The 21,003-nt window shown below is 43.2% G+C and carries 14 protein-coding genes and 1 pseudogene; 7 read left to right on the top strand and 8 right to left on the bottom strand.

All coding sequences use genetic code 11. The annotated features are described in order from the left end of the window. The first annotated feature begins 1 nt into the window (after position 1). Positions 2 to 415 (top strand): hypothetical protein, encoded by a 414-nt coding sequence (locus RMZ43_RS08775; RefSeq protein WP_322653758.1) that lies wholly within the window; start codon positions 2 to 4, stop codon positions 413 to 415. A 3-nt stretch (positions 416 to 418) separates the two neighbouring features. Next, on the top strand, positions 419 to 1,576 hold the full coding sequence (locus RMZ43_RS08780; RefSeq protein WP_322653759.1) for a hypothetical protein: 1,158 nt from the start codon (positions 419 to 421) through the stop codon (positions 1,574 to 1,576). A gap of 393 nt (positions 1,577 to 1,969) precedes the next feature. On the opposite strand, the gene RMZ43_RS08785 is transcribed toward RMZ43_RS08780, so the two are convergent. Beyond that, complete coding sequence (locus RMZ43_RS08785; protein WP_416212438.1) at positions 1,970 to 2,248, bottom strand: helix-turn-helix domain-containing protein; 279 nt, start codon at positions 2,246 to 2,248, stop codon at positions 1,970 to 1,972. A gap of 80 nt (positions 2,249 to 2,328) precedes the next feature. Here RMZ43_RS08785 and RMZ43_RS08790 point away from each other — a divergent pair, with 80 nt between their 5' ends. Together RMZ43_RS08790 and RMZ43_RS08795 are read left to right on the top strand one after the other, a co-directional pair. Further along, a complete protein-coding gene (locus RMZ43_RS08790) occupies positions 2,329 to 2,640 on the top strand; it encodes a hypothetical protein (RefSeq protein ID WP_322653760.1) in 312 nt (103 codons plus the stop codon). Beyond that, complete coding sequence (locus RMZ43_RS08795) at positions 2,633 to 2,917, top strand: helix-turn-helix domain-containing protein (RefSeq protein ID WP_322653761.1); 285 nt, start codon at positions 2,633 to 2,635, stop codon at positions 2,915 to 2,917. Before RMZ43_RS08790 ends, RMZ43_RS08795 begins: the two co-directional genes overlap by 8 nt. Here RMZ43_RS08795 and RMZ43_RS08800 read toward each other — a convergent pair. Then, the gene (locus RMZ43_RS08800) at positions 2,900 to 3,097 is read right to left on the bottom strand and encodes a hypothetical protein (RefSeq protein ID WP_322653762.1); all 198 of its coding nucleotides are present in this window, start codon (positions 3,095 to 3,097) and stop codon (positions 2,900 to 2,902) included. The genes RMZ43_RS08795 and RMZ43_RS08800 overlap by 18 nt on opposite strands. Before the next feature lie 3 nt (positions 3,098 to 3,100). Between RMZ43_RS08800 and RMZ43_RS08805 the strand changes: the two genes are divergently transcribed. Then, positions 3,101 to 4,333, top strand: coding sequence for a hypothetical protein (locus RMZ43_RS08805; RefSeq protein WP_322653763.1), 1,233 nt, complete (start codon positions 3,101 to 3,103; stop codon positions 4,331 to 4,333). A 245-nt stretch (positions 4,334 to 4,578) separates the two neighbouring features. Here the strand turns inward: RMZ43_RS08805 and RMZ43_RS08810 are convergent, their stop codons facing one another. Together RMZ43_RS08810 and RMZ43_RS08815 are read right to left on the bottom strand one after the other, a co-directional pair. After that, a complete protein-coding gene (locus RMZ43_RS08810; protein ID WP_322653764.1) occupies positions 4,579 to 7,902 on the bottom strand; it encodes a Swt1 family HEPN domain-containing protein in 3,324 nt (1,107 codons plus the stop codon). 127 nt (positions 7,903 to 8,029) lie between these two features. Beyond that, a complete protein-coding gene (locus RMZ43_RS08815) occupies positions 8,030 to 10,834 on the bottom strand; it encodes a DUF1156 domain-containing protein (RefSeq protein WP_322653765.1) in 2,805 nt (934 codons plus the stop codon). Positions 10,835 to 11,087: 253 nt separating this feature from the next. Between RMZ43_RS08815 and RMZ43_RS08820 the strand changes: the two genes are divergently transcribed. After that, a complete protein-coding gene (locus tag RMZ43_RS08820; RefSeq protein ID WP_322653766.1) occupies positions 11,088 to 11,435 on the top strand; it encodes a helix-turn-helix domain-containing protein in 348 nt (115 codons plus the stop codon). A gap of 130 nt (positions 11,436 to 11,565) precedes the next feature. On the opposite strand, the gene RMZ43_RS08825 is transcribed toward RMZ43_RS08820, so the two are convergent. The 4 genes from RMZ43_RS08825 to RMZ43_RS08840 all read right to left on the bottom strand — a co-directional run bounded on the left by RMZ43_RS08825 (position 11,566) and on the right by RMZ43_RS08840 (position 18,644). Continuing rightward, positions 11,566 to 15,084, bottom strand: a complete 3,519-nt coding sequence (locus tag RMZ43_RS08825; protein ID WP_322653767.1) for a helicase-related protein — start codon at positions 15,082 to 15,084, stop codon at positions 11,566 to 11,568. A 492-nt stretch (positions 15,085 to 15,576) separates the two neighbouring features. Then, positions 15,577 to 16,092 carry a TniQ family protein gene (locus RMZ43_RS08830; protein ID WP_322653768.1) on the bottom strand — a complete coding sequence of 172 codons (516 nt, stop codon included), beginning with the start codon at positions 16,090 to 16,092 and terminating at the stop codon, positions 15,577 to 15,579. Then, a complete protein-coding gene (locus tag RMZ43_RS08835; protein ID WP_322653769.1) occupies positions 16,092 to 16,928 on the bottom strand; it encodes a TniB family NTP-binding protein in 837 nt (278 codons plus the stop codon). Before RMZ43_RS08835 ends, RMZ43_RS08830 begins: the two co-directional genes overlap by 1 nt. 3 nt (positions 16,929 to 16,931) lie before the next feature. After that, positions 16,932 to 18,644 (bottom strand): Mu transposase C-terminal domain-containing protein, encoded by a 1,713-nt coding sequence (locus tag RMZ43_RS08840; RefSeq protein ID WP_322653770.1) that lies wholly within the window; start codon positions 18,642 to 18,644, stop codon positions 16,932 to 16,934. A gap of 606 nt (positions 18,645 to 19,250) precedes the next feature. On the opposite strand from RMZ43_RS08840, the pseudogene RMZ43_RS08845 reads away from it, so the two are divergent. Next, positions 19,251 to 20,801: pseudogene (locus tag RMZ43_RS08845) on the top strand (N-6 DNA methylase). Positions 20,802 to 21,003: the final 202 nt, after the last annotated feature.

Below are 21,003 nucleotides of genomic sequence, written 5' to 3' on the forward strand. Positions count from 1 at the left end.
TATGAGCAAGTTAGGGTTCGTATCTGGACATCTTGAGCGTGAGCAGCAACTGCTACGTGAACTTAACTCAGCTCTACTGGCGTTAGAGGCTGAAGCCCTGGGCAAAACTGTTGACCTGGGTTTTTCAGATGAAGATGTATTGAGTAGCCGACAAATCCTTCACAATTTTGTTATTCGTCTGGAAGCAACACTAAAAGAAGATAGCGCCATCCCGACAGATATTCAGGTGCTTGTCAATCGGATTAAGAATCACAAGAAGCCTCTACAAGACTGGCAGCAGGATCTCGAAAAACTTGGCTTAAGATTACAAGCTTCCGAGCAACTAAGAGATGCAGATATGCCAATTCTAGAAGACATTCTCTCACTTTTAGATAGCCAGTTTGCTGAAGACCTCCAGCGCCTTTATTCCCGATAAGCTATGGCAAATTTGGAGTATCTCAAAGCAAAGACCGCTGAATACGCAGTTGTTTTGTTTAGGCTTGATAAAGAGCTTCAGGCTCTTGGAAGTAAAAAAATAGAACATCAATGGTTGGTAAATTATCTCCAAGGGCAGCTAAAAGATGCACAGACTCTTCACCAACGCCTTCAGTCAATTGTAAAAATTGGTCATTCAAGGCTGCTTTCTAGAGCGCTTCCAATTGTGCATGACATTGAATTTTCTACTTTTATCATTAACTATCATTACTTACCAGCACTTCAGAAGGAAAGTCAAGCTGACTTAGCTTTAAGAAAACTTCTCCTCTTAAGCGCAAAGCAATGTGGTCTTTTTTGGCTCAAGGATATTGCTGTAAATCTGGATGGTCCACTCGCTACTCTTCCAACTCCACCAGAGGCTCCACTAATTATTTCACCACCACAGCAGGCAGTTTCACTATTGGAAATGCCTGGACTTTATCATGAGCTAGGACATGATGTTTTCCAGAATTTTAAGGAAATTGCTAAGAAGCTCGATAAAGTAGTTTACTCGTACTTCTATGAGTTACGCCAGAAGTCTGGACCAATGACTTCTGACCAAAAATTTGAACGTAATCGTAAAATCGATGAAGCAGTACAGTATTGGGATACAGACAGATTAAATGAAATTTTCTGTGACATCTTTGGCACTTTCGCTTGTGGAGTGGCTCACTACGTCTCATGTGTTGATATGGGGCTTCGGTCTGGTCGAGAGCCATTTGATGTTGATTTTAGGGACGAGCATCCACCTTTGTCAGCACGAGTATATGCTTGCTATAAGTCGCTGACTCCTACTCAACAAAGCGAACAGAGTGTAATTACAATACACTGCGCCTGGGAGAACTATACAAAAGCTTATACCCAAGCGTATGATTTTAACTTGATATGTTCAGATGCCTTATTAGACCTTATAGTAGAAGCCGCTATTTCTAATATTCAGAATTTTCTGCCAAATTCGCATCGCTATGAAGTTCCGTTACCGGACAATGGTCAAATTCTGGAAATTCCGCTAGATGCCTCGCTAGAAGACATTCTCAATCGGGCAGCTCATATTCTCCTGACTTGTCCAGAGTGTTATGCCGAGTGGGAAACTAAAGCATTTAAAATATTGGGATTTATATGATTAACATTGCCGTAGTTCAAAGGCAATTTACTGAAAGAGAACTTTTTGATTATTTCTACTTGTATTTATCATAATAATTAGCGTGCAAATGAATGGGACTAATAAAAAAACTAAACAGCTTTTTGATACTTTGCCATCTCTACAAAATTCATAAAATACCTTTGACAGCAACCATCCAGCCACAACGCTGGAACCTTAAACCTTGCCCCACAGTTAGGACGCTCCGACAGCAAGCGTAAGGAATGGCGATCACACCCCTGCATCACCAAGAGTAATCACTAAAAATCTTTTTTAACATTATTTGCAACGTCAAATTTCTAACCAGTCTCCTGGCTCGGATACGCCTTCCATGAGTTGTTGAGTGTAGTGCTACAACGCTTAAAAATCCCAGTTTTACTCACTCTCTGCTTCAATGCCGTAATCTGCAAAAAAAGCAGAAATAGATATGTTCAGCGCCTGTGACAGCTTTTCTATGTTTTTCAGTGAAGGATTACGAGTCCCTGTTTCGATACTGGAAATGTAATTGCGATGAAGACCAGCCCTTTCAGCTAACTCTTCTTGAGAAAGGTCTAATTCTCGTCGCCGCCGTCTAATAGCTTTGCCAAAGCGATATTCAATATCTGGATCTGGGTTTTTTTGCCTCACAGAACCATCGTGAGGGAGTGTGGACAATTAATCTATACACAATAAATTTAGTTTTGCACACTATATGTTAATTTAAAAATATTGGTGCAACGCTATCCGCAATAAATATGACCAATACATTTCCTCAGATTCCGCCAGTAGCGATGCCAGAAGTAATTCCCAGCGAATTACCCCACCAGAAATTTCATCTCGGTGACTGGGTGCGCTGGTTTCAAGTACCCAACGGCGATTTTGGCCGCATTATTGGAGTCATATACACCCAACAAGCCAGTTGCATTGCCACTGGCTTACATTACTTGGTTCTTTTAGATGAGCGCAGCCCCTCTCGTAAAATTTGTACCTGCGACTTCGCTTTCGACGAAGATATCGAACCCCTAGATAACTCATCCTTGGAAGGGCTTCAGCGCAATCATGTCTGAAGCGCAACAACATCAGCAGTTGCTAGAATTGCACAACCAAATGTTCATGTCCCCCCAAGATTTTAGCTATCGTTGGGGATTGGGTTACGAAGAACTAGCAAAAATCTGTGCCATCTCTAAATCTACGGCTTATCACTGGTTGGGTGGACAAGCCAGCCGCCGAGAAGCTGGATTACCTTACCAGAGAATTATGGCTGTGGCTGATTTTCTTTTGGCCAACGCCGAAGTAATTAATCCTCTGTTGGAACAGTGGCATAATTCACCACCACCAAATTAATCCTTCAGTTTTTGCAAATTGACAAAACTTTTCTTCATCACCTTGACTGACATAAAAAATAGGTAGTAGGGTGCAATTTATCGTCACCTGCCTATCCACTGCTCCATGAACCGCTCCACCAATGATTCCTATTACTTGTCCTCCAGTATTGAATTGACCCAAAGCCATGTTCTGATTCATCGCATGGCAATCCCTCTCAAAAATGCAATCAGCTACTTACAACAATTTCCCCAGTCAGAATACGAGGATATTTGCCGGGATGCTTTTGAGTTAGGATTTCTTTGCTTGCAAACTGCTCAAACTCGTCATGGCAACGAATTAATTAAGCAGCAGATGGAATCCTTGTTGGTGGAGTTTCAGCAGGCAGTCAAGGTAATTGCAGAGTCTTTCCAGCAGGAATTAATTAATCAAGTAGGGACAGAGAATGGTCAATTATTAGCTCCACTACAAAATCAAATTAATCTGACCTCAGCCATCCTCACTGAAAAACTCAATAGCGTCGGCACTTTGCTTACACACGAAATTGACCCTGCTAGAGAAACTTCTGTTGTTGGCCGCTTTCTCTCTTCATTACGTCAACTATTAGATGCGAAACGTTCTGATTCTATTCAGGGGGCATTTAAAGCAGCATTAGTAAATGCCACTAAGGAAAATGGTACTCTGGCTGCGGCAGTTAAAGATGTGGTTTCTGAGTCTGTCAAACCATTAACCGAACAAGTAGAAAAGCTGACCAGAGAAATTCGAGATCAACAGGTGACACAACAAGTACTTGAGCAGACAACTACAAAAGGCATCAACTATGAAGAATTAGTCGTTGTCGAACTACGAAATTGGTCAAAGTTGAGTGGAGTAGAGGTGGAGCATATTGGTCGTGATGGGGATACTGGCGATATTCTCCTAAAGTTCACCAGTAAATCGTTAGCTGTCATTGAACTGTCAATAGTCATTGAAGCTAGGAAACGACCTTCAAAACCTTTTGGTCGCCAAGCAATCACTCAACATTTACAGTCAGCAATGGTGCGGCGTTCTGCAAATTCGGCAATTTTTTTAAGTTATTCCCGTGAGGGATTAGCGCAGGAAATTGGTGATTGGGCAGAGGGAGTTTCTGAGTCCGGTTATTGGATTGCCACAACTCATCCATTTTTAATTATTGCTATCCGCTTTTTGGTGATCCAACAAAGGTTAAATAAATTACGTAGCTTTGAATCAGAACTGGATGTAACTGCTGTTGAACAACAAATTCAGCAGATCCGCACAGCTTTGGGACGAATCAGAACTATAAAAAAATCTCTGACGGAAATTGGGAAAGGTGTCTCTGTAATTAAAGTTGAGGCAGATGCGCTGAGTGGAGATATTCAATCAGCGTTGAAATCAATTGAGCAAACCCTGAGTTTTGTTCCAAGTGAAAGTATATAAAAGTAAACAGCAAGGGCTACGGGTAGATTCTCTAAATTCAAATTAAGTTAATAACACTTTGTTTATGATAGTTCTGTTGATCAAAAGCTCCAAATAAGAAAGAGACGTGGATTTAATACGTCTCTAAGTAATAAGAAGAATATTGACTTATAAGCTACATCCGCCACCAGTAAGCCGTTGACAAGTCTTGAGAGTGACGTAATGCTTTACCTCATTACTATCTAACAAGTTTATCTACCTCAACTTCATTCTTGTTCAAATCCCTGATTACTAAATTTGAGAACCCGACAATTCTCGCTGACTGTGCGAATCACGTTCTCTGGCACTCCTTCAGGGACAGTAACATGAAGTTCCAAGGTAATTTCTACTTCAGCATCTACTAAGCTACTGAGGTGTTGAATAACCTCGTCTGCTATCTGTCCTACGTCACGTCTTAGCCGCAATGCGTCCAATTTGACTGAACCATAGAAACGTTTTGGTGGAACTATGACAGCAGAGGAAGCATTATCTGTTATTACAATGTCAATAGTTTTTTCTTTTTCAATCTTGTAGCTTCCTGTTTTTTCTTTAACTGATGGTGGAGTTACTGGTGGAGTTACTTTAGCAGCAGCATCTGCCTCAATTTGGCGTTGCGCTACTTCTGGCTTAACTATCAGATTTTGACTGCTAAGGGTTACGGTAATGTGTTCAGCTGCTTTCAAACCAAGATAACGTCCTTTGGATTCATCCCAGCCAGTGGCATAAGCAAAGTTTTCATTCCACAGTAACGCTGCAACTCCTTCTGCGATCGCTTGTAATAGCACTTGTTGATTTTTGATGCGTGGCAGGTAAAGGTAGTACGCTAAGTATTCCCACAACTTTTTAAGGTCAAGGTGGTTTACATCGCGCCAGAGATATGGATCGAGAGCTTCCAGGCGCAGGCGACTAGCAGCATAGTTAGCAATCAAATGTTCTTCATGAACTGCTTTGCGACTTGCTTGCACAATAGGAGAGTCTTGCTTTTGCAATCGAATTTCTTGCCATTCAATCTCTCCTTGGGGGTCGGGTTGCATTGGCACTAACAACCAGATGTAAGCTTCCTGAATTAAACTTTTTACATCTTTGTCGGTTTGCTGTTGTTTAGTCGTCGCCTGATTGCTTTGAAAAACATCTAAGTTTAAGGCTTCTTTATCACGAATAATCGAATTCCAGGCGAGGTATTGGCAAACAGATTGTTCTAATAGCTCCAGTTTTGCTTTGTCTGGTGCCAGGAACAGCAACATATTTTTGCAGTACCGAGGACTGGCCCCCTTTTGGTTTAGTATTTCTTCGGCTCTAGTGCGGGCTTGGGTTTCGCTTTCCTTATTTTTATGGGGATGTTGTGGCCCCATAACAACCAGCCTTACGGCCATTTCATCAGGAATATCTGCGGAGGAGTCGGGTGCAATATGTACTCCAGCAAACTCACCGCGCTGCTTATCAGCCTTTAATCGGAGAATGATTTCATCCCAAACTTTATCCTGATCCTGTTGGATTTGCTCGGCTCGGTCTTGGGCAAGTCTGGTGACACTAGGCTGAGTTGAGAACCAGTAACGAGTGCTATCGACATAAAGATGTGTGGACTGGTCGGTAAGTCGGCGCAAAGCGTCGCCAAAAGTTGCTGCACTTTCCCCTGGTTGAACACACCCTAACTTGATCCGATGATCTTCTACACCGCGATTGGCTGCTCTTAGAGTAGGAGCAGAACCAAGGTAAATCGTCCGAGCAACGCGGCGACAGGCAGAGTAACGTCCTAAATTCGGGTTTTGGCGATCGCACGCTAATGGTAGAGAATTATATCCATCTACATCTTTTTCAATGACTGGCACCCAGTTATCTTCCAGGTAGCGAGTCAATTCTGTTTGTACCTGTCCATCATCCATTGGTACGCTAGCAGGCATGATTAACAAACTCTTGTCCTGTCCTTCCCAAAGTGAATGAATCACCTTTGCCATCAGTCGCAGCACACCCCGCGTGCGTTGGAATTTGTCGAGAGTTGACCAGTCATTATAAAGTCGGTCAAATAGTTCTGGATGGATAGGATAAGCATTTTCTAGCCGTCGTTTATAAGTAGCTTCTCGGCATTCACTAGGAAATTCCTGAGATTGGTTTTGGTACATTTCTGCAAAGGCACGGATGATGGCATCACGGGCAATAAAGCCATTTTCTTCCGTGATGGGTTGAAACAGCCGCCGCCGCACAATTTCAAAGCTTTCATCGGCACTTGCTGGCCGCCAAGGAGATTCAACTCTGCCAATAGCATTTTTGAGTCTACTTAAGGCTGCTTTACCGCGATCGCCTCCAATCTCATTATCAGATGCAGGGATACTCACGACCAACAGCGTTTGGTTAGCATTTTTTGCTGACTCACTCAAAGTCTGGGCAAAGGTAAAGTGAGTGTCAAAACTACCCCCTGGAAGGTCGTTTACTTCGTGAAGCTGTCGCGCATAAGCTACCCATTCATCAATTAAAATTAGGCAGGGTGCATAGCGGTTAAACACGAGCCGTAGGGTATCACCAGGGTTCGTTGAAGTTTCATCTGCTTCTCGAATCATATCGTAGGCTTCCCTACCGCCCAGTTGCCAAGCTAATTCACCCCAGAGTGTGCGGACAAATGTGCCATCTTTTTTAGGTTGAGGCTGACCGGGAGAAATTTTATTTCCTACCAGCACTGCTGTGTTAACTTTTGGCGGAGGTAAAACATTTGCCGCTTCCAGCACTGGTTCCAATCCGGGTAACTTGGATGCGGGAACTCCCATAAACAGGTGGTATAGTGCCAGCATCGCGTGGGTTTTGCCGCCACCAAAGTTAGTTTGAAGTTCGATAACGGGGTCGCCTTGATTGCTAGCAAGGCGTAGCAAGGCATTTGTGAGCAGTTGCTTTAGCCCTTCGGTGAGAAAAGTACGACTAAAAAACTCTGTAGGTATGCGGTATTCGTCGGAACCTTCATCTAAATAAACTTGCCAAAGGTCAGCAGCAAATTCTGCTTGTTGGTAGCTACCAGAGGCAACATCTGGGTGAGGTGTAACAATTTCTCGCCAGGGTTTTAAACCGCCTACAGGATTGCCTTCTAGGGGTTGGAGAGTAGCACGACGAGTTTCACGACGGGCTTGTTCTGTAAAGCGTAGCCGCAAAAGTTCTTGTTTTTGTTTATCAACTTCATCTGCTTCTGGTGCAGAAAAAGCAGAAAGTAACCGCGATACGCTATCAAGAGCGCGATAGGCATCATCTGTAGAGAGTGGCTTGTTGTGCGCCCAAGAGTTGCGGGTGTCAATTAATTCCCCAACCAAGCTTCTTTCTGCATTGCCCAGAGTCTTTTTGAACACCTCACGCCACTGATTAGACATGAGTTTCAGCAGTGCTGATTCGTCCTGCTTGAGAATTTGCTGGACATTACGTCTTAGGCTGTGGTCTTCTGGAACAAAAGGTGTAGCGGCAACTACCCACTTATCACCATAAATGGAACGCATTTCCCTTTCTACAAAAGGATATAAGCCATCTCTCAAAAGGTCTAGCACCCTGCCAACTCGTTCGCGGTTACTTACGGACATAGATTTTTTATACTAGTTTTTCTTTGAACTCAGGGCTGCTGCCTCACGATCGCTACATCTACTCTGGGCGTTAGAGCCACCCAGAATGTGTTAATAGGCTGAGGCTAATAACGAGAGTCGAAAATAATTAAAGTAAAGCCATTTGTAAGGGAGTCGATTCTTCGGTTTCAGCAGCGAGGCGAGAAATTTCTGGCCAGGAAATCACTAAGCTGTTGTAAGCGACACCTTCAGCAGCCCAGCCTTTTCTGTCGCAAATGTTATACAGCCGATAAGCTAATTCCCTTGCTGCTTCTCCTATGGTTCCCAGTTGAGATAGCAAATTTGCAGCACCTTGATTTCCAGCACCGTCTTGCAATTCCCGAATCATGTGTTGTGTGGCTTCCCAGACCGTGAGGCGGTTATCGGTTTGGGGATTCCAATTTTTGGCTAATTCGTCGCGGCGCAATAGTCGCACTTTACCCACTTTGGCTGTGAGGATGCCAGCGTCTACCAAGCCGTTTACTGCTGTATTCTTAGCTTTGGAGAGGGTTTCAGCATCGCCAAATAAACCTTCATTAAAGGTATGCTGTTCATACCAAATCAAAGCAAAGCGGGTTTCAGCGTCAAATTCTCCTTCTTGTTCGGCGAGGAACTCATCTAAGGTTTGGTTAATTAGTTGCAAGGCTGTGCGAACAGGCATTGGTGTGCCGTCTGATTCCAATACTTTACTGTAGCGGGAATAAATAGCCATCCCTGGGCCAATACTGGCTTGTGCCAAGTCTACGGGAGCAATGTTGCCTTGTTGCAGTTTTTGCAGAGCATCAGGAAATTCGCGTTTGAGGATGTTGACGAATTGGCGACGGGTTGTAGATGGTGCGGTTTCTGGGCGAGGTCGGCAGACAAGTGCAATAGAAGAAGCAAGGGCATTAATTTTTGCCTTAACTCCTGTAGGACGTTCGGTTCGCATGGGCAACGTACCAGTAATGGTAAAACCTGCCTGAATTAAGCCTTCTAGCATGGTTTCCCATCCTGTAGATGCTATGGCCGTAAGACAATTTCCATCTTGTTCATCTGTTTCAGACTGTTTGAAAGCATAATAAATGGTCAATGGATAATCAGAATGTGCCACTTTACGCATTTGAGCAAAAGCTTTACCTAATCCTTTCTCAAAAAATTCTTGTGCTTTTTTCTTATCACCCCCAAAGCGATAAGGAGTAGCAACTAACTCCTGTGCTTTTGGTGTTTGTAATGTACTCAAAATCTCAGGATATATTTTTCCAAGTGAAGAACGTAGCCAGACATAAAAAAAGTCAGAGAGGTCAGCGTAGCCTATATTGTCAAAATAAGGTGGATCGGTAGAAATAACAATTGGATTTATGAATGTGTTTTCAGCACAAGCATCCTTTTGTAAAACTGATGATTTACCTTTAGCAGGTAATGATGCAATGCTTTTAGACATTGACTGAGTTGTTTCGCCAAAATCACCTGCTGCTTCTGCAAATGGGTTAACTTCCGGGAAATCCCAGGTCATTGGAAGAGTCTGTCGGCTAAATACGTTAACACTTTGGTCTCTACTTTGTGACCAAATTGCAAGTGAGCAGATAGTATTAGCGCTCCGACTTACACCAAGCCCTAAATAAGTCGCCACAGCATCAGCATAAGCCTTAGTATCTCTACCACTCTCACAAAGCGGTAAAGTTTTATCTGGGATTCCGGTATTTATAGCATCGGCAAGTACCTTTTCTCTTGCTTTACTTACTAAGTCGCTGAGAGTGGTTAGTGCTATAAGCTGCCGTGGGGTAAATAAATCTGCTGGTGTATCAAGCCCAAAATTTCTACACCAGACATCACGAGGATTAGGCGAAAATTCCACATTTAATCCTGAAATATCGACCTCTGGCATATTAGATGGACAAGGTGAAAAATCGGCGGGAAGATATAATCTCCCTTGCTGACTTTGAACTACAATTGCGGTTTGTATTACCCCCAAACGCTTTGTCTTACCTTCCTCAGACACATAATTTCTAGTAGTTACTGTCTTACAAGCAACACACTCAAACACCCCTGAAATTCCACGCTTCAGACCTTTCTTAGAGTCTTGGTACTCCTTTGCTGGCTTATTGCTTACACTAAACCCTACCTGTCCATTCAATACATGAGGAATAAGATACGCCTCTTTACCCTTCTTAGAGCCAAGAATAAAAGAACTTAAAAGTGGTGTATGCATTCCACAACTAGGATTAGGGCATTTCACTGTTCTAGCCCACAACCAAGCAATAACCGTCGCTTTACCACCGCCATACTCCTGTGGTAAATTCACTTTTGGGTAAAGATGCCCAATTCGCTTAAAAGCCTCATCCCGCATCCATTGCCCGTAATAGCGAACATCTTCAGCTAATCCCTGCGCCCCAAACCATTTTTTAGTAGTCAGAGAGTTTTTGCGAGAATCAGGGTTAACCGGAGGCTGATTTGCAAATTTGGGTGGGATTTCAATCAAAGCTTTGGTAATCAAAACCGCCACCGGATTAATATCACTACCATGCGCCTCCAAACCCAATCTTTGCGCTTCCAAAGGTATACTACCACCACCGCAAAAGGGGTCTAGGACAGGCGGTGGATTATTATTTGTTGATTTGAGAATTTCTGCTTTAGCTGCGCCTAAAACTTCCTGATTATTGATATTTTCCCACTTCACTAATTCCTCGATAATTTCAAACAGGCGTTTTCTTTCTGTATCTTGCGCCTCTTTTGTGGGAAATTTATCAGGATGACTTGACGGATCATCTACCAGAGATGAAAACAAAACTGCCCGACAAGTTGCTAGCGGCCGCCGCGCCCACCATAAATGTAGCGTCGAAGGGTGCCCATGCCTAATTGACTTTTCTCTGGCAGATTCTTTGTTAATTGCTTCCAGTGGTAACGCGACTTCGATTAGCTTCTTGCGGTAGGTCATTATTTTACGAGACTGATATGATGGAAGCGAGTAAATGTCTGAGCAAGAAGCAGCACAAAATATTCCGAGTGAATGGACTTACGGAATATTTACATCAAACATTGGTAGGCTAATTAGTCTTTGTTGATTGCTGCTCGCCTAACTTAGTTACAGAGCTTCGTCCGGCAATTATAATCACGATACTTGCTGGATGGTTCAGTGATAACTCGGAGCGCACATTATTTTTAGCTAAAAGCCTGTAGTTTAAAAAACGATGACTTTTAACACAATTTTTTGGAATTCTATCCGTGATGAGGTTTTAGCAGATCCAGAGGTAAAGGCTGAATACGATGCCTTGGAGTCTGAATTCCAGTGTGCAAAACAAGTTATTGCTTTAAGAAAGGCTAGCGGCTTAAGTCAACGAGATTTTGCCAAGTTGGTTGGCATTAAACAGCCACAGCTAGCTCGGATTGAATCTGGGAAACAGGTTCCTAAAATTGAAACCCTAGCAAAACTTGCTAGGAGTGCAGGTTACGATGTCGAGATTCGCTTTGTAGCACCCAAAGGAAAGCGATCGCATAAAGTCGAGCCTCTGAGAATTTCTGCTAAGGAGTTAGTTTAGTCCTGTGATTGCTCTCACCAAAAGCATCCCTTTTTACTTGGATAACTAGCTATCCAATAAAGGAGGCAGACTTAAGAGCGATTACTCTGACAAAATTGCGATCGCAGATCAATCTCTCTAAAATCTCGAATTATTGCGGTGCTGTCCCCATCTGCCACAATTCTTGTAAATTGTAATTTACACTCGTGACTGCGAAATCTGGCTCTTTATGAAACGGTTGCTGCACATAGCGAATTGAACAATTACTATCGATTATATCTGCCGGAGGCACCTTCACCAGTGCCAAAATAAAATTCTCAGGCTTATTTAAGGCAGTGATAATTTCATTCTTGGTTACTGTCACTGTCTGTCCAGTTGCAATTCTTCCCTTGACTTCAATAAACCGCAACTGCCCTGTTTTCGGGATGCGTGACTCAATATCATAGCCGCATTTCTGGGTACTCACATCTATTGGTTCGTACCCTAAATTGCGTTCTACTTCCATCACAGCCGTCATTGCTGCCTGTTCTACTCGTTCTGTCTCTGTGGCAAACATCGCTGTTGTTGCCTGTTGTTTGCCTTGCATTCGTTGCAGCAAGCCTACTGAAACTACCAACGCACCCCCAACCACCACAGGCGGTAATGGCGATAATCTACGTTCTTGCTCTAATTCCTCCAAGCGTTGCATTAACCGTGCTTGCAAATCATCAGCTCGCTGACGTGCTTTACCTGAGTTAATTTTGGCATTAGGCTTGCCAGCTTCCTCTTGCATTTTCAGTTCTTCTGCCCGATGATCCCAGTAATTAATCTCCTTGGTTAATCTATCTTTTACTGCTGTCATCGTCTTAGCAATAAGTTCCTCTTTGCGCTGCTTGAGTTCTTGAAGATGTTGGGGAACAAGGTGAGCGATCGCATAACTCTTGGCTTTTGCTTCTAAATCTTCTCGCAACCAAGATTCTTCTAAAACTGTTTCCACAATACCCTTTTCCTCGTCTGTTAGCGGACGGTAATTGAGGTAAGGTGCGTAACCTGCATTGTAGGTATTGCCTTCTGGATTGATTTCTACATATTGCATCCGCCGCGATACTAAACGCCTAGAGCCATTTAGATTTGTCCGCGCGTCTTGTATGGAATGTTCTAGATAAACTAAGGCGCGGGTTCCTTCGTTGGAATCATTTTCATCGATTAATATGGTGCCTTGTTTCAACAAATCCCGGTGTCTTTCTAAAGTCAGATCAATTGTGGCATCCAGTAGAGAATGTCCAGAACAGATGAAGGCAGCTAGGGGTTTACCAGAAATGCTGATCAAATCTTTTTCAAAGCAGACACGTTCGTAACGTAGCAGCAACGGTTCTCCTACACCAATTTGCCGCCCTCGATTGCGAATAACTGCCGGAACATGACTGATTTCGTAACGCTGGGGTTCACGTTGACGCAATGTTCCACCTAATTGGGTAAATGCTTCTAGGAAGAAAGAAGCAATAAAATGAGGTTGCAACCGTCGCGCTTCTGCCCTTTCCATTTCTTCTCGAATTTGCTGCACTTTGGCGATATCCATCGAATCCCGTGCCAAAGCCCGTTCTTCTAAAAGTTCGCGTAGTCGCTGTTGGTCGAGTTTATCATGTACGATTTGGTTGAGTCTGTCTCGCACCTCTGGTTGATCGCCATAACGAATTGCTTCAATTAATAACTCTCGTAATTCCGTCCCTGCGATCGCTTTCCCCAATACATCAAATACTTGACCTCCCAGTGCCTTCTGCTCTGCCTCTATCTTTTTCAATAGCGCTAAATATACATCGCCTTCACGAGTGCCTTTTGCCACTAAATTCCATAAATGACAAACCTCCGTCTGCCCAATCCGGTGAATTCGTCCGAAACGCTGTTCTAGGCGGTTAGGATTCCAAGGCAAATCGTAATTAACCATGAGATGCGCCCTTTGCAAGTTAATCCCTTCACCCGCAGCATCCGTAGCTATTAAGACTTGTACTTCGATATCTTGGGTAAACGCCTCTTGCATTTTGCGGCGTTCTTCGCGTCCCATTGCGCCATGTATATTTACCACAGCTTCATTACGTCCAATTAGCGTCCGAATCCGATCTGTCAAATAATTTAATGTGTCCCGGTACTCAGTAAAAATCAAAAGTTTACGCCGATGTCCTTGGGCATTGAACATTTCGGCATCATTTTGCAACAGATTCGAGAGTTCTTCCCATTTTTTATCTTTACCACTACGTCGCACTCGTAGTGCCAATTGCTCTAATTCTTCTAAAAGCTTAATTTCTGTTTGTAATTCTGCGATCGTCCGTGATGCTGTAGCTAGGTCAACTACTTCCTGTTCTGTTGCTTCTCGTTCTTCACCAGGAATATCCTCTAAATCATCTTCTAAATCTTCCAGATCCAGAACCTGCTTAAATTCCATGATGATTGCATTACTTCCCTGCCTCAAAACTTCTTCTTGCCTCAGCCGTTTTTGCAACCTTTCCCGACGGCGTAGCAGCGATTGATATATAGCTTCTGGGGAAGAAGCAAGCCGACGTTGTAAAATAGTCAAAGCAAAGCCAACATTACCTTTGCGCCCTTCATTTTCTAAAGCATCGGCACGATTAAATTCCTCGCGGACATACTCAGTCACTCGCTTATAAAGTACCGCTTCTAAATCCGATAGTTCATATTCTATAGTGCTAGCTTGGCGTTCTGGAAATAGCGGTTTTCCATCAAATTTCAGCAAATCTTCTTTAACCAATCGCCGCATCAAGTCAGAAGTATCTGCTACATGAACACCATCGCGGAAGCGTCCTTCAAATCTGTCACCATCCAATAACGCCATAAACAACTGGAAGTCTTCCTCTTTACCGTTATGTGGTGTCGCTGACATTAATAAAAAATGCCTAGTTAAAGTTGAGAGTAACTTACCAAGTTTGTAGCGTTTCGTCTCTTTAATTTCACCACCAAAAAACGAAGCTGACATTTTATGAGCTTCGTCACAAACAACCAAATCCCAGTCTGTCTGCGCTAGCTTTGCTTGTAAGTCTTGATTGCGGCTGAGTTTGTCCAGTCGCACAATCACCAACGGCATTTCAGCAAAAGCATTTCCAGTCACTGCTGATTCAATGCGATCATTAGTAAGAATTTCAAAGCGTAAATGAAACTTTTGTGACAATTCATCTTGCCACTGTGGGGCTAAACTGCCGGGACAAATCACAAGGCAACGATGCAAATCACCTCGGATGAGCAATTCCCGCATCAGCAACCCCGCCATAATAGTTTTACCTGCACCTGGGTCATCTGCTAAGAGAAAACGCAGAGGTTGTCGAGTCAACATTTCCCCGTAAACGGCAGTTATTTGGTGTGGTAAAGGTTCGACTAGAGAGGTGTGAACAGCTAGCAAGGGGTCGAAGAGATAAGCTAGACGGATGCGGTGCGCTTCTGATGCCAAACGAAAATTAGCCCCATCAGCAGTAAAACTCCAAGCACCACCAGAGGTGATTATTTCCAGAGTCGGTTCTCTATCTCGAAAGACTAACTCATTCCCTAGCGTGCCGCTAGCATCTTTGTATGTCAATTCCACAACATCAGAGCCATGCCACTGAGCATCAACGATGGCGACAATACTGTTTGGCAGGATACCTTGTACTTGCGTGCCTTTTGTCAAATCCTCAAGTCTAACCATATTGCGGTGTTTTCCCTTTTGGCAGATGTCAGTAGCAATGTAGATACCAATGTTTTTTGGCCGGACATTGCTCCTTATGACCATAAGAGACACTAGGCTAGTTAGTAGCTAGTATATTTACTGTTTTTGGCTATGGTAGCTTGATGTTGCTTAGAAAATGGCGTTGCTTAGTTGAGAGATGATTTAAGCGATCGCTCCATGCTAATGGCTACAAGTAAAGTGAAATAGAGTGCGATCGTATCCCTCGAAACTCAAGCTTTTGATTCAGCTTTGTACTTGGAATGCGTAGGCGCAGCCCGCCGTAGGCATCGCCACTAAATCTTGGCGCAAATATTCCCAAATCCTTACAGGGAAATCGGTTGCAAAACTGTACAACATTTTTATTTGTTTTTGGATAGTAGCATGATGAAATTGTAGAACTTTATTTTTTCAAAACTTCCCAGTAGCTAACGATATAATAGTGCTTGTAGCCGCGCAAATTGTACAACTTTTTTAGTTGTCTACATAAATTTCTTTCTGACGTTCTGCCATGTCCGCAAAAGTCGTAAAACACCTTTGACACCATCCATCCAGCCACACTGCTGGAACCTTAAACCTAGCCCCACAGTTGGGACATTCTGAAAGCAAGCTTAACTTGTGGCGATCACACCCCTGTATCACCTTCAACTGCCATTCAATTTTGTGACATGGTGACTCCATATAACAAGCAGCACATAACCGAATCGGCTCAAGCTTCATCCCCACCCCAGCAGGCGGTAACATCTGCGCTAGCCTATGAGCATCAACCTCTACAACCTTAGCCAATGCCTCTAATTGCTGGCGAGACGGTGGGGGATTAAACCGAAATTTTTCCCATCGGGCGATCGCACCCCCAAGTCCTGCGGCTTTACCTAACCCAGTAGGGGTTAAATCATTTGCCTGTCGAAAGCGTCCCAAAAAATGACTCAGGCTTTCTCCTTGGTATGGTTGAACTCTAAACAGCCAAGGCTTAATATTTTCCACTTCCATCACTTGTACTCAGCAGCTACTTCCTTCAAAGTTTCCAAATCAATTTTTTGCAGTCCCTTTTTTAAAGCCCGGATTGCAGTCTCTCGCAGAATCATATCCATCACACCGATATAACCTCCAGTTGCTTCCCCTAACGTCTTTAACATCGTCTCACTCGAAAGGTTGGAAGCAACTGGCAATCTCAGTATTTGCTTCTCCCAAATATCAACCGTTCGCTTAAAATTTTCCCCTGACATCTTTCCAAAACGGTGACAAGACCGAAAACGGTTATAAACCTGCTCATCCCGCTTAATCACTGCATCTAAGCGATCAGTTCCTACCAAAATCACTGCTATTTCCAACCTGTCAAAAATATCACGCACTTCCGCAAAAGTTTTCGGCTTAAAGCGGTCAGCTTCATCAATAATCAACATCTCTACCCCGCAACCTTTAAGAACCCGCAGTGTTCTATCTCGAATTTCTGCCACTGTTCCTTTAGTTACTTGATATTTCAAATGCTCCATAATTACCCCAAAGAATTCCTTGGCACCGCACTCTTGGGGAATTTGGATATAAGCCACAGGTACAGTTGGGGGTTTTCCTGCAACTTGAGAGGGTTTATTCCTAAGCCTATAGGCATCACAACCCATTGTTTTACCCGTTCTCGACTCACCTACTACACGCCCAGATTGTCTTGATTGGCGCTTTCCTTCCAACCAATCATGAAGAATCTGCACTTGTTCAAGTGGAACAAAAGCTTTACGATTTAATCGTTGAATCTCCGCCTGTAATTGTTCACTATTAACGGGAATATCACCCAATTGTTGGGCGACTGTTTGGGCTTCTTTTGAAGTCATTTTCTAAAATCCGTAATCTTCACGCATTTGTTCGTAATCAAAAACTTCCGGCATCTCTGGCTCAGGTTCGCTATCAATAGATACTGCCTTTACTGATTCCTCTGGCTCAACAGGTATAGGTTGTTTAGCTTTTTTGGCCTCAGCCTGTTCTATTTTTTGACGCTCTTTTTTGGTTTTCTTTTGAGTTTGGAATGTTTCGCGTTCCCGAACTTCAGCCAAAATTGATCGATTGCTCATAGCCTTACCCGCTTCCCGCACTTTACGGCTGCTAGCTTTTGCTTCATCTAGAGATAGTTCTTCCGTCTCCAAATCTTGAGCGTAAGCACGAGCAATAAATACCTCTTTATCCCCTTCTATGCTATAAACCAAAATCGTTGTGATGTCTCTGGGGTCATATCGCAATACTACGCTTTCTCCCGCATAACCTGCTAAATATTCACCCCGGTACATCAAGTTTTCAAATTGCAAATATCCCCCGCGTTGAATTTGTCGCCGTGTTTGCTTCATTAGGCAAATATCCAAATCCCTCTCTGAGAGTAAATCAGGAGAAGCAATTAAACCAGATCCCCAGCGAACAAATCTTGTTTGATCGCCCATTCGATGATCAACTCGCTGGTTATAGTTATGAACGATGTAAGCAACCAATATTTGCTCTAACTGACGCAACGTTAAGCAAGCTTCTTTCTCCGCTTGCTCTGGTCGTTCTTGAACGTTTGAACCTGTATATCCTTGTAAAGTTGAGAATAATTCTGTGTTTAGAGTTTTAAACGGACGCTCAACAATACCACCTTCAGATGGGCGATCGCGCAAATGACAAACAAACCCTAACTGCACTCCTATTTGCTGTAAATGGTTGGAACGAAAATCTTTACCCCCATCCGTATAAAAGTATTGCGGCAAACCAGAAGTACCCCATTCTTCGTGAAGTCCATATTCTGAACTATACTGTTTGGGCAAAATTGCATGACGTAACGCCAAAGCTACAACAGTCGAACTTGGTGCATTGTAGCCTAAGTTAATCCCCATAATGCAGCGCGAATAACTATCAATAACCGTTGTTAACCAGGGACGACTAAGAATTTTGCCATGCTGATCTACTAATAAAACATCAACAAGGGTATGGTCGCACTGCCAAACTTGGTTACTGTGTTCTATTTGTAAATCTTTTCCATCACGGGTTTTAACTGATAAGCGCGAACCACGCCAACCCGGACTGCGAATACTTTTAGCTTGCTCAATTTTATCTATTAACGGTTGCAAAATTCGGTAAACCGTCATGTGGGAAGGAGGCTTAACTCCCAGTTCATCAGCTCTGGACTTAGCTTTGATAAATACCTGCTGGCGAGTCATCCTTTTACCTCTTTCATTACCCTTTTTATAGGTATCCAAAATAAACTCTTGCCAGTTTTCATCAACTCGATGCTTCCCTTTATCCACCCGTTGATTTTGCGCCAGTCCAGCTAAACCCTCGTGTTCCCATTTCTCTACTAGCCGTCGTACTGTACGTACTGACTTACCAAGCTTTTCTGCTGCTTCCTTGAGCTTTTGAGTATATGTAGTGCCGCTATTTTCTAAAAGACTTTGAATCACCTCCATTTTCAGCAAAGCTTCATCTGAAAGTTCAGAAACAATAACGTTTGCTTCAGCAAGATCGTTATTAACATCTGTGGAGCTTGCCCCTGTTGTAAAAGTTGTAGAATATTCTGCATCCTGCATACAGTGTTCTATTAAAACATAGTTGTATTATACTACTATATTGACAAATAATTTGTTAATTTATAAAAACTCATGATTTTTCCAGGTTTCTGGAAATTGACAATTAAATTGTGAAATATCTGGTATTTGACATCTAATTAGTGAATATCGGCTTAGATGGGTATAACTGTCTTAAATAGGAAAAACCCTGATATAATCATTGTTATGTAAGGGTTTTAGGTATTTAGGGCGCTGTGACAATATTTTGTTAAATTGACAAATAATTAGTTAATGTACATTAAATTTAAAATTTACACAAAACTATACGCTGTAGGAGCAATTTATTATTGTTCTTACGGCGTGTTTGATTTTGCGTAAGTCCTACTGTGATTCCTGTGTGATTAGAGATCGTTTATCAACAATTAGCCGAGAAACTGCGAAAATAGGGATTCCTTTAAATAAGATAGAAGCGATACCGACGGGTTTGCTTCGCTAACGCAGGAGTTAAGTACAGTGCCGCGTGGAATCAGGAAAAACAGTAAAAAGTCAGCAGAGAAAAACGGTTCTGGAGATTTACCACTTCTACAGTTAGCAAACCAAGCTGGCGATCGCTTGGATATTCCGGCAATGGAACAATGGCTGTGGGATGCTGCTTGTAAGATACGCGGTGCGACGGATGCACCAAAATTTAAGGATTTTATTCTGCCGCTAATTTTCTACAAACGGCTGTCTGATGTCTTTGATGATGAGTATGAAAAGTGCGCCGAGAAATTTGGGGGGGGAGATTTAGCCCGTGCTTTCATTGAAGCGGATCACAAAGATGCAATTAAAAATAACCGTCAGCCGATTGTGCGTTACTATGTCCCCCACGAATACCGTTGGGAGGCGATTCGCTTTCATCCTAAAGATGGCTTAGGGGAGTTTGTGACAACGGCGATGCGGGAAGTGGCAAAGCGCAATCCTGGGTTATCGGGAACGCTGACGCTCAAAGATTATAACGAAAAGCAAAGCAATCAGCGCGTTTTAGATGATGACCGTTTAAAGGACTTGATTGAAGTCATCAGTCGGCATCGGTTGGGGTTAAAGAATACCAATGCCGATGTTTTAGGGGAAGCCTATGAGTATCTGCTGCGGAAATTTGCCGAAGGACAAGGGCAAAGTGCCGGGGAGTTTCTGACACCATCAGAGGTGGGTTGGTTGATTGCGGAAATTATTGACCCTGAACCTTACACGAAGATTTATGATCCCACTTGTGGATCGGAAAGGTTGTTGACTAAGCCGCGTCTGGTGTTCAACCGCAAGCATCCAGGGGAAGAGAGTAAAGCGCCTCGATTATTTGGGCAAGAGTTGAACTGGACAACTTTCGCGTTGGCGTAGCCCGCCGCAGGCATCGCCAAAATGAATATGTTTTTGCAGGATTTTACTGATACACAAATTGAGATTGGTGATACATTCAGACAACCTAAATTTACGGTTGACAAGAAGGTGATGCGCTTTGACTATGTGGTTGCTAATCCGATGTGGAATCAGGACAACTACGGCGCAGATGCTTATGAAGAAGATTCTTTTGAAAGGTTCAAAGACGGAATTGCCTCCAAATCTTCCGCAGATTGGGGATGGGTGCAGCATATTTGGGCATCGCTGAAAGATAACGGACGGGCGGCGGTTGTTTTGGATACAGGGGCGGTGTCTCGCGGTTCCGGGAGTCAGAACAAAAATCAAGAAAGGGACATCCGCAAGAAGTTTGTAGAAAGGGACAGAGTTGAAGGAGTGATTTTGCTGCCTGAAAACCTGTTTTATAACACGACTGCGCCAAGAGTGGTAATTTTGTTAAATCGCCTGAAACCTCTGAATCGTAAGGGTGAGTTTTTGCTGATTAATGCTGCTGATTATTTTGTCAAAGGCGATCCGAAGAATATTTTGACGCAGGAAGGGATTAAGGCGGTTTGTGAGGTTTATCGCAATTGGGAAACGCGAGAGAAGCTGAGTAAGGTTATTAAGATAGAGGAATTGAGGGAAGCGGATTATAATCTTAGTCCATCGCAGTTTGTGGATGTTAGCGATAAAGTTGTGCATCGGGCGATCGCGGATATTTTGGCAGATTTGGCGGTAGCAAGACAAGACAGGGAATGGGCGGATAAAGATTTAGCTGAGGTGTTAGCAAAGTTGAATTTATAGGGTTTTTCATATAAGGCGATGCCTACGGTGGTCACTGAGCTTTGTCGAAGTGCTGGCTATGCCTACCCATTTGTTATTTCGGCGTACCCATTTGTTATTTCGGCGTACTCATTTGTTATTTCGGCGTACTCATTTGTTATTTCGGAGTACTCATTTGTTATTTCGGAGTACTCATTTGTTATTTCGGAGTACTCATTTGTTA

The sequence above is a fragment of the Nostoc sp. CmiVER01 genome (assembly GCF_034531135.2).
Classification (GTDB): Bacteria; Cyanobacteriota; Cyanobacteriia; order Cyanobacteriales; family Nostocaceae; genus Nostoc.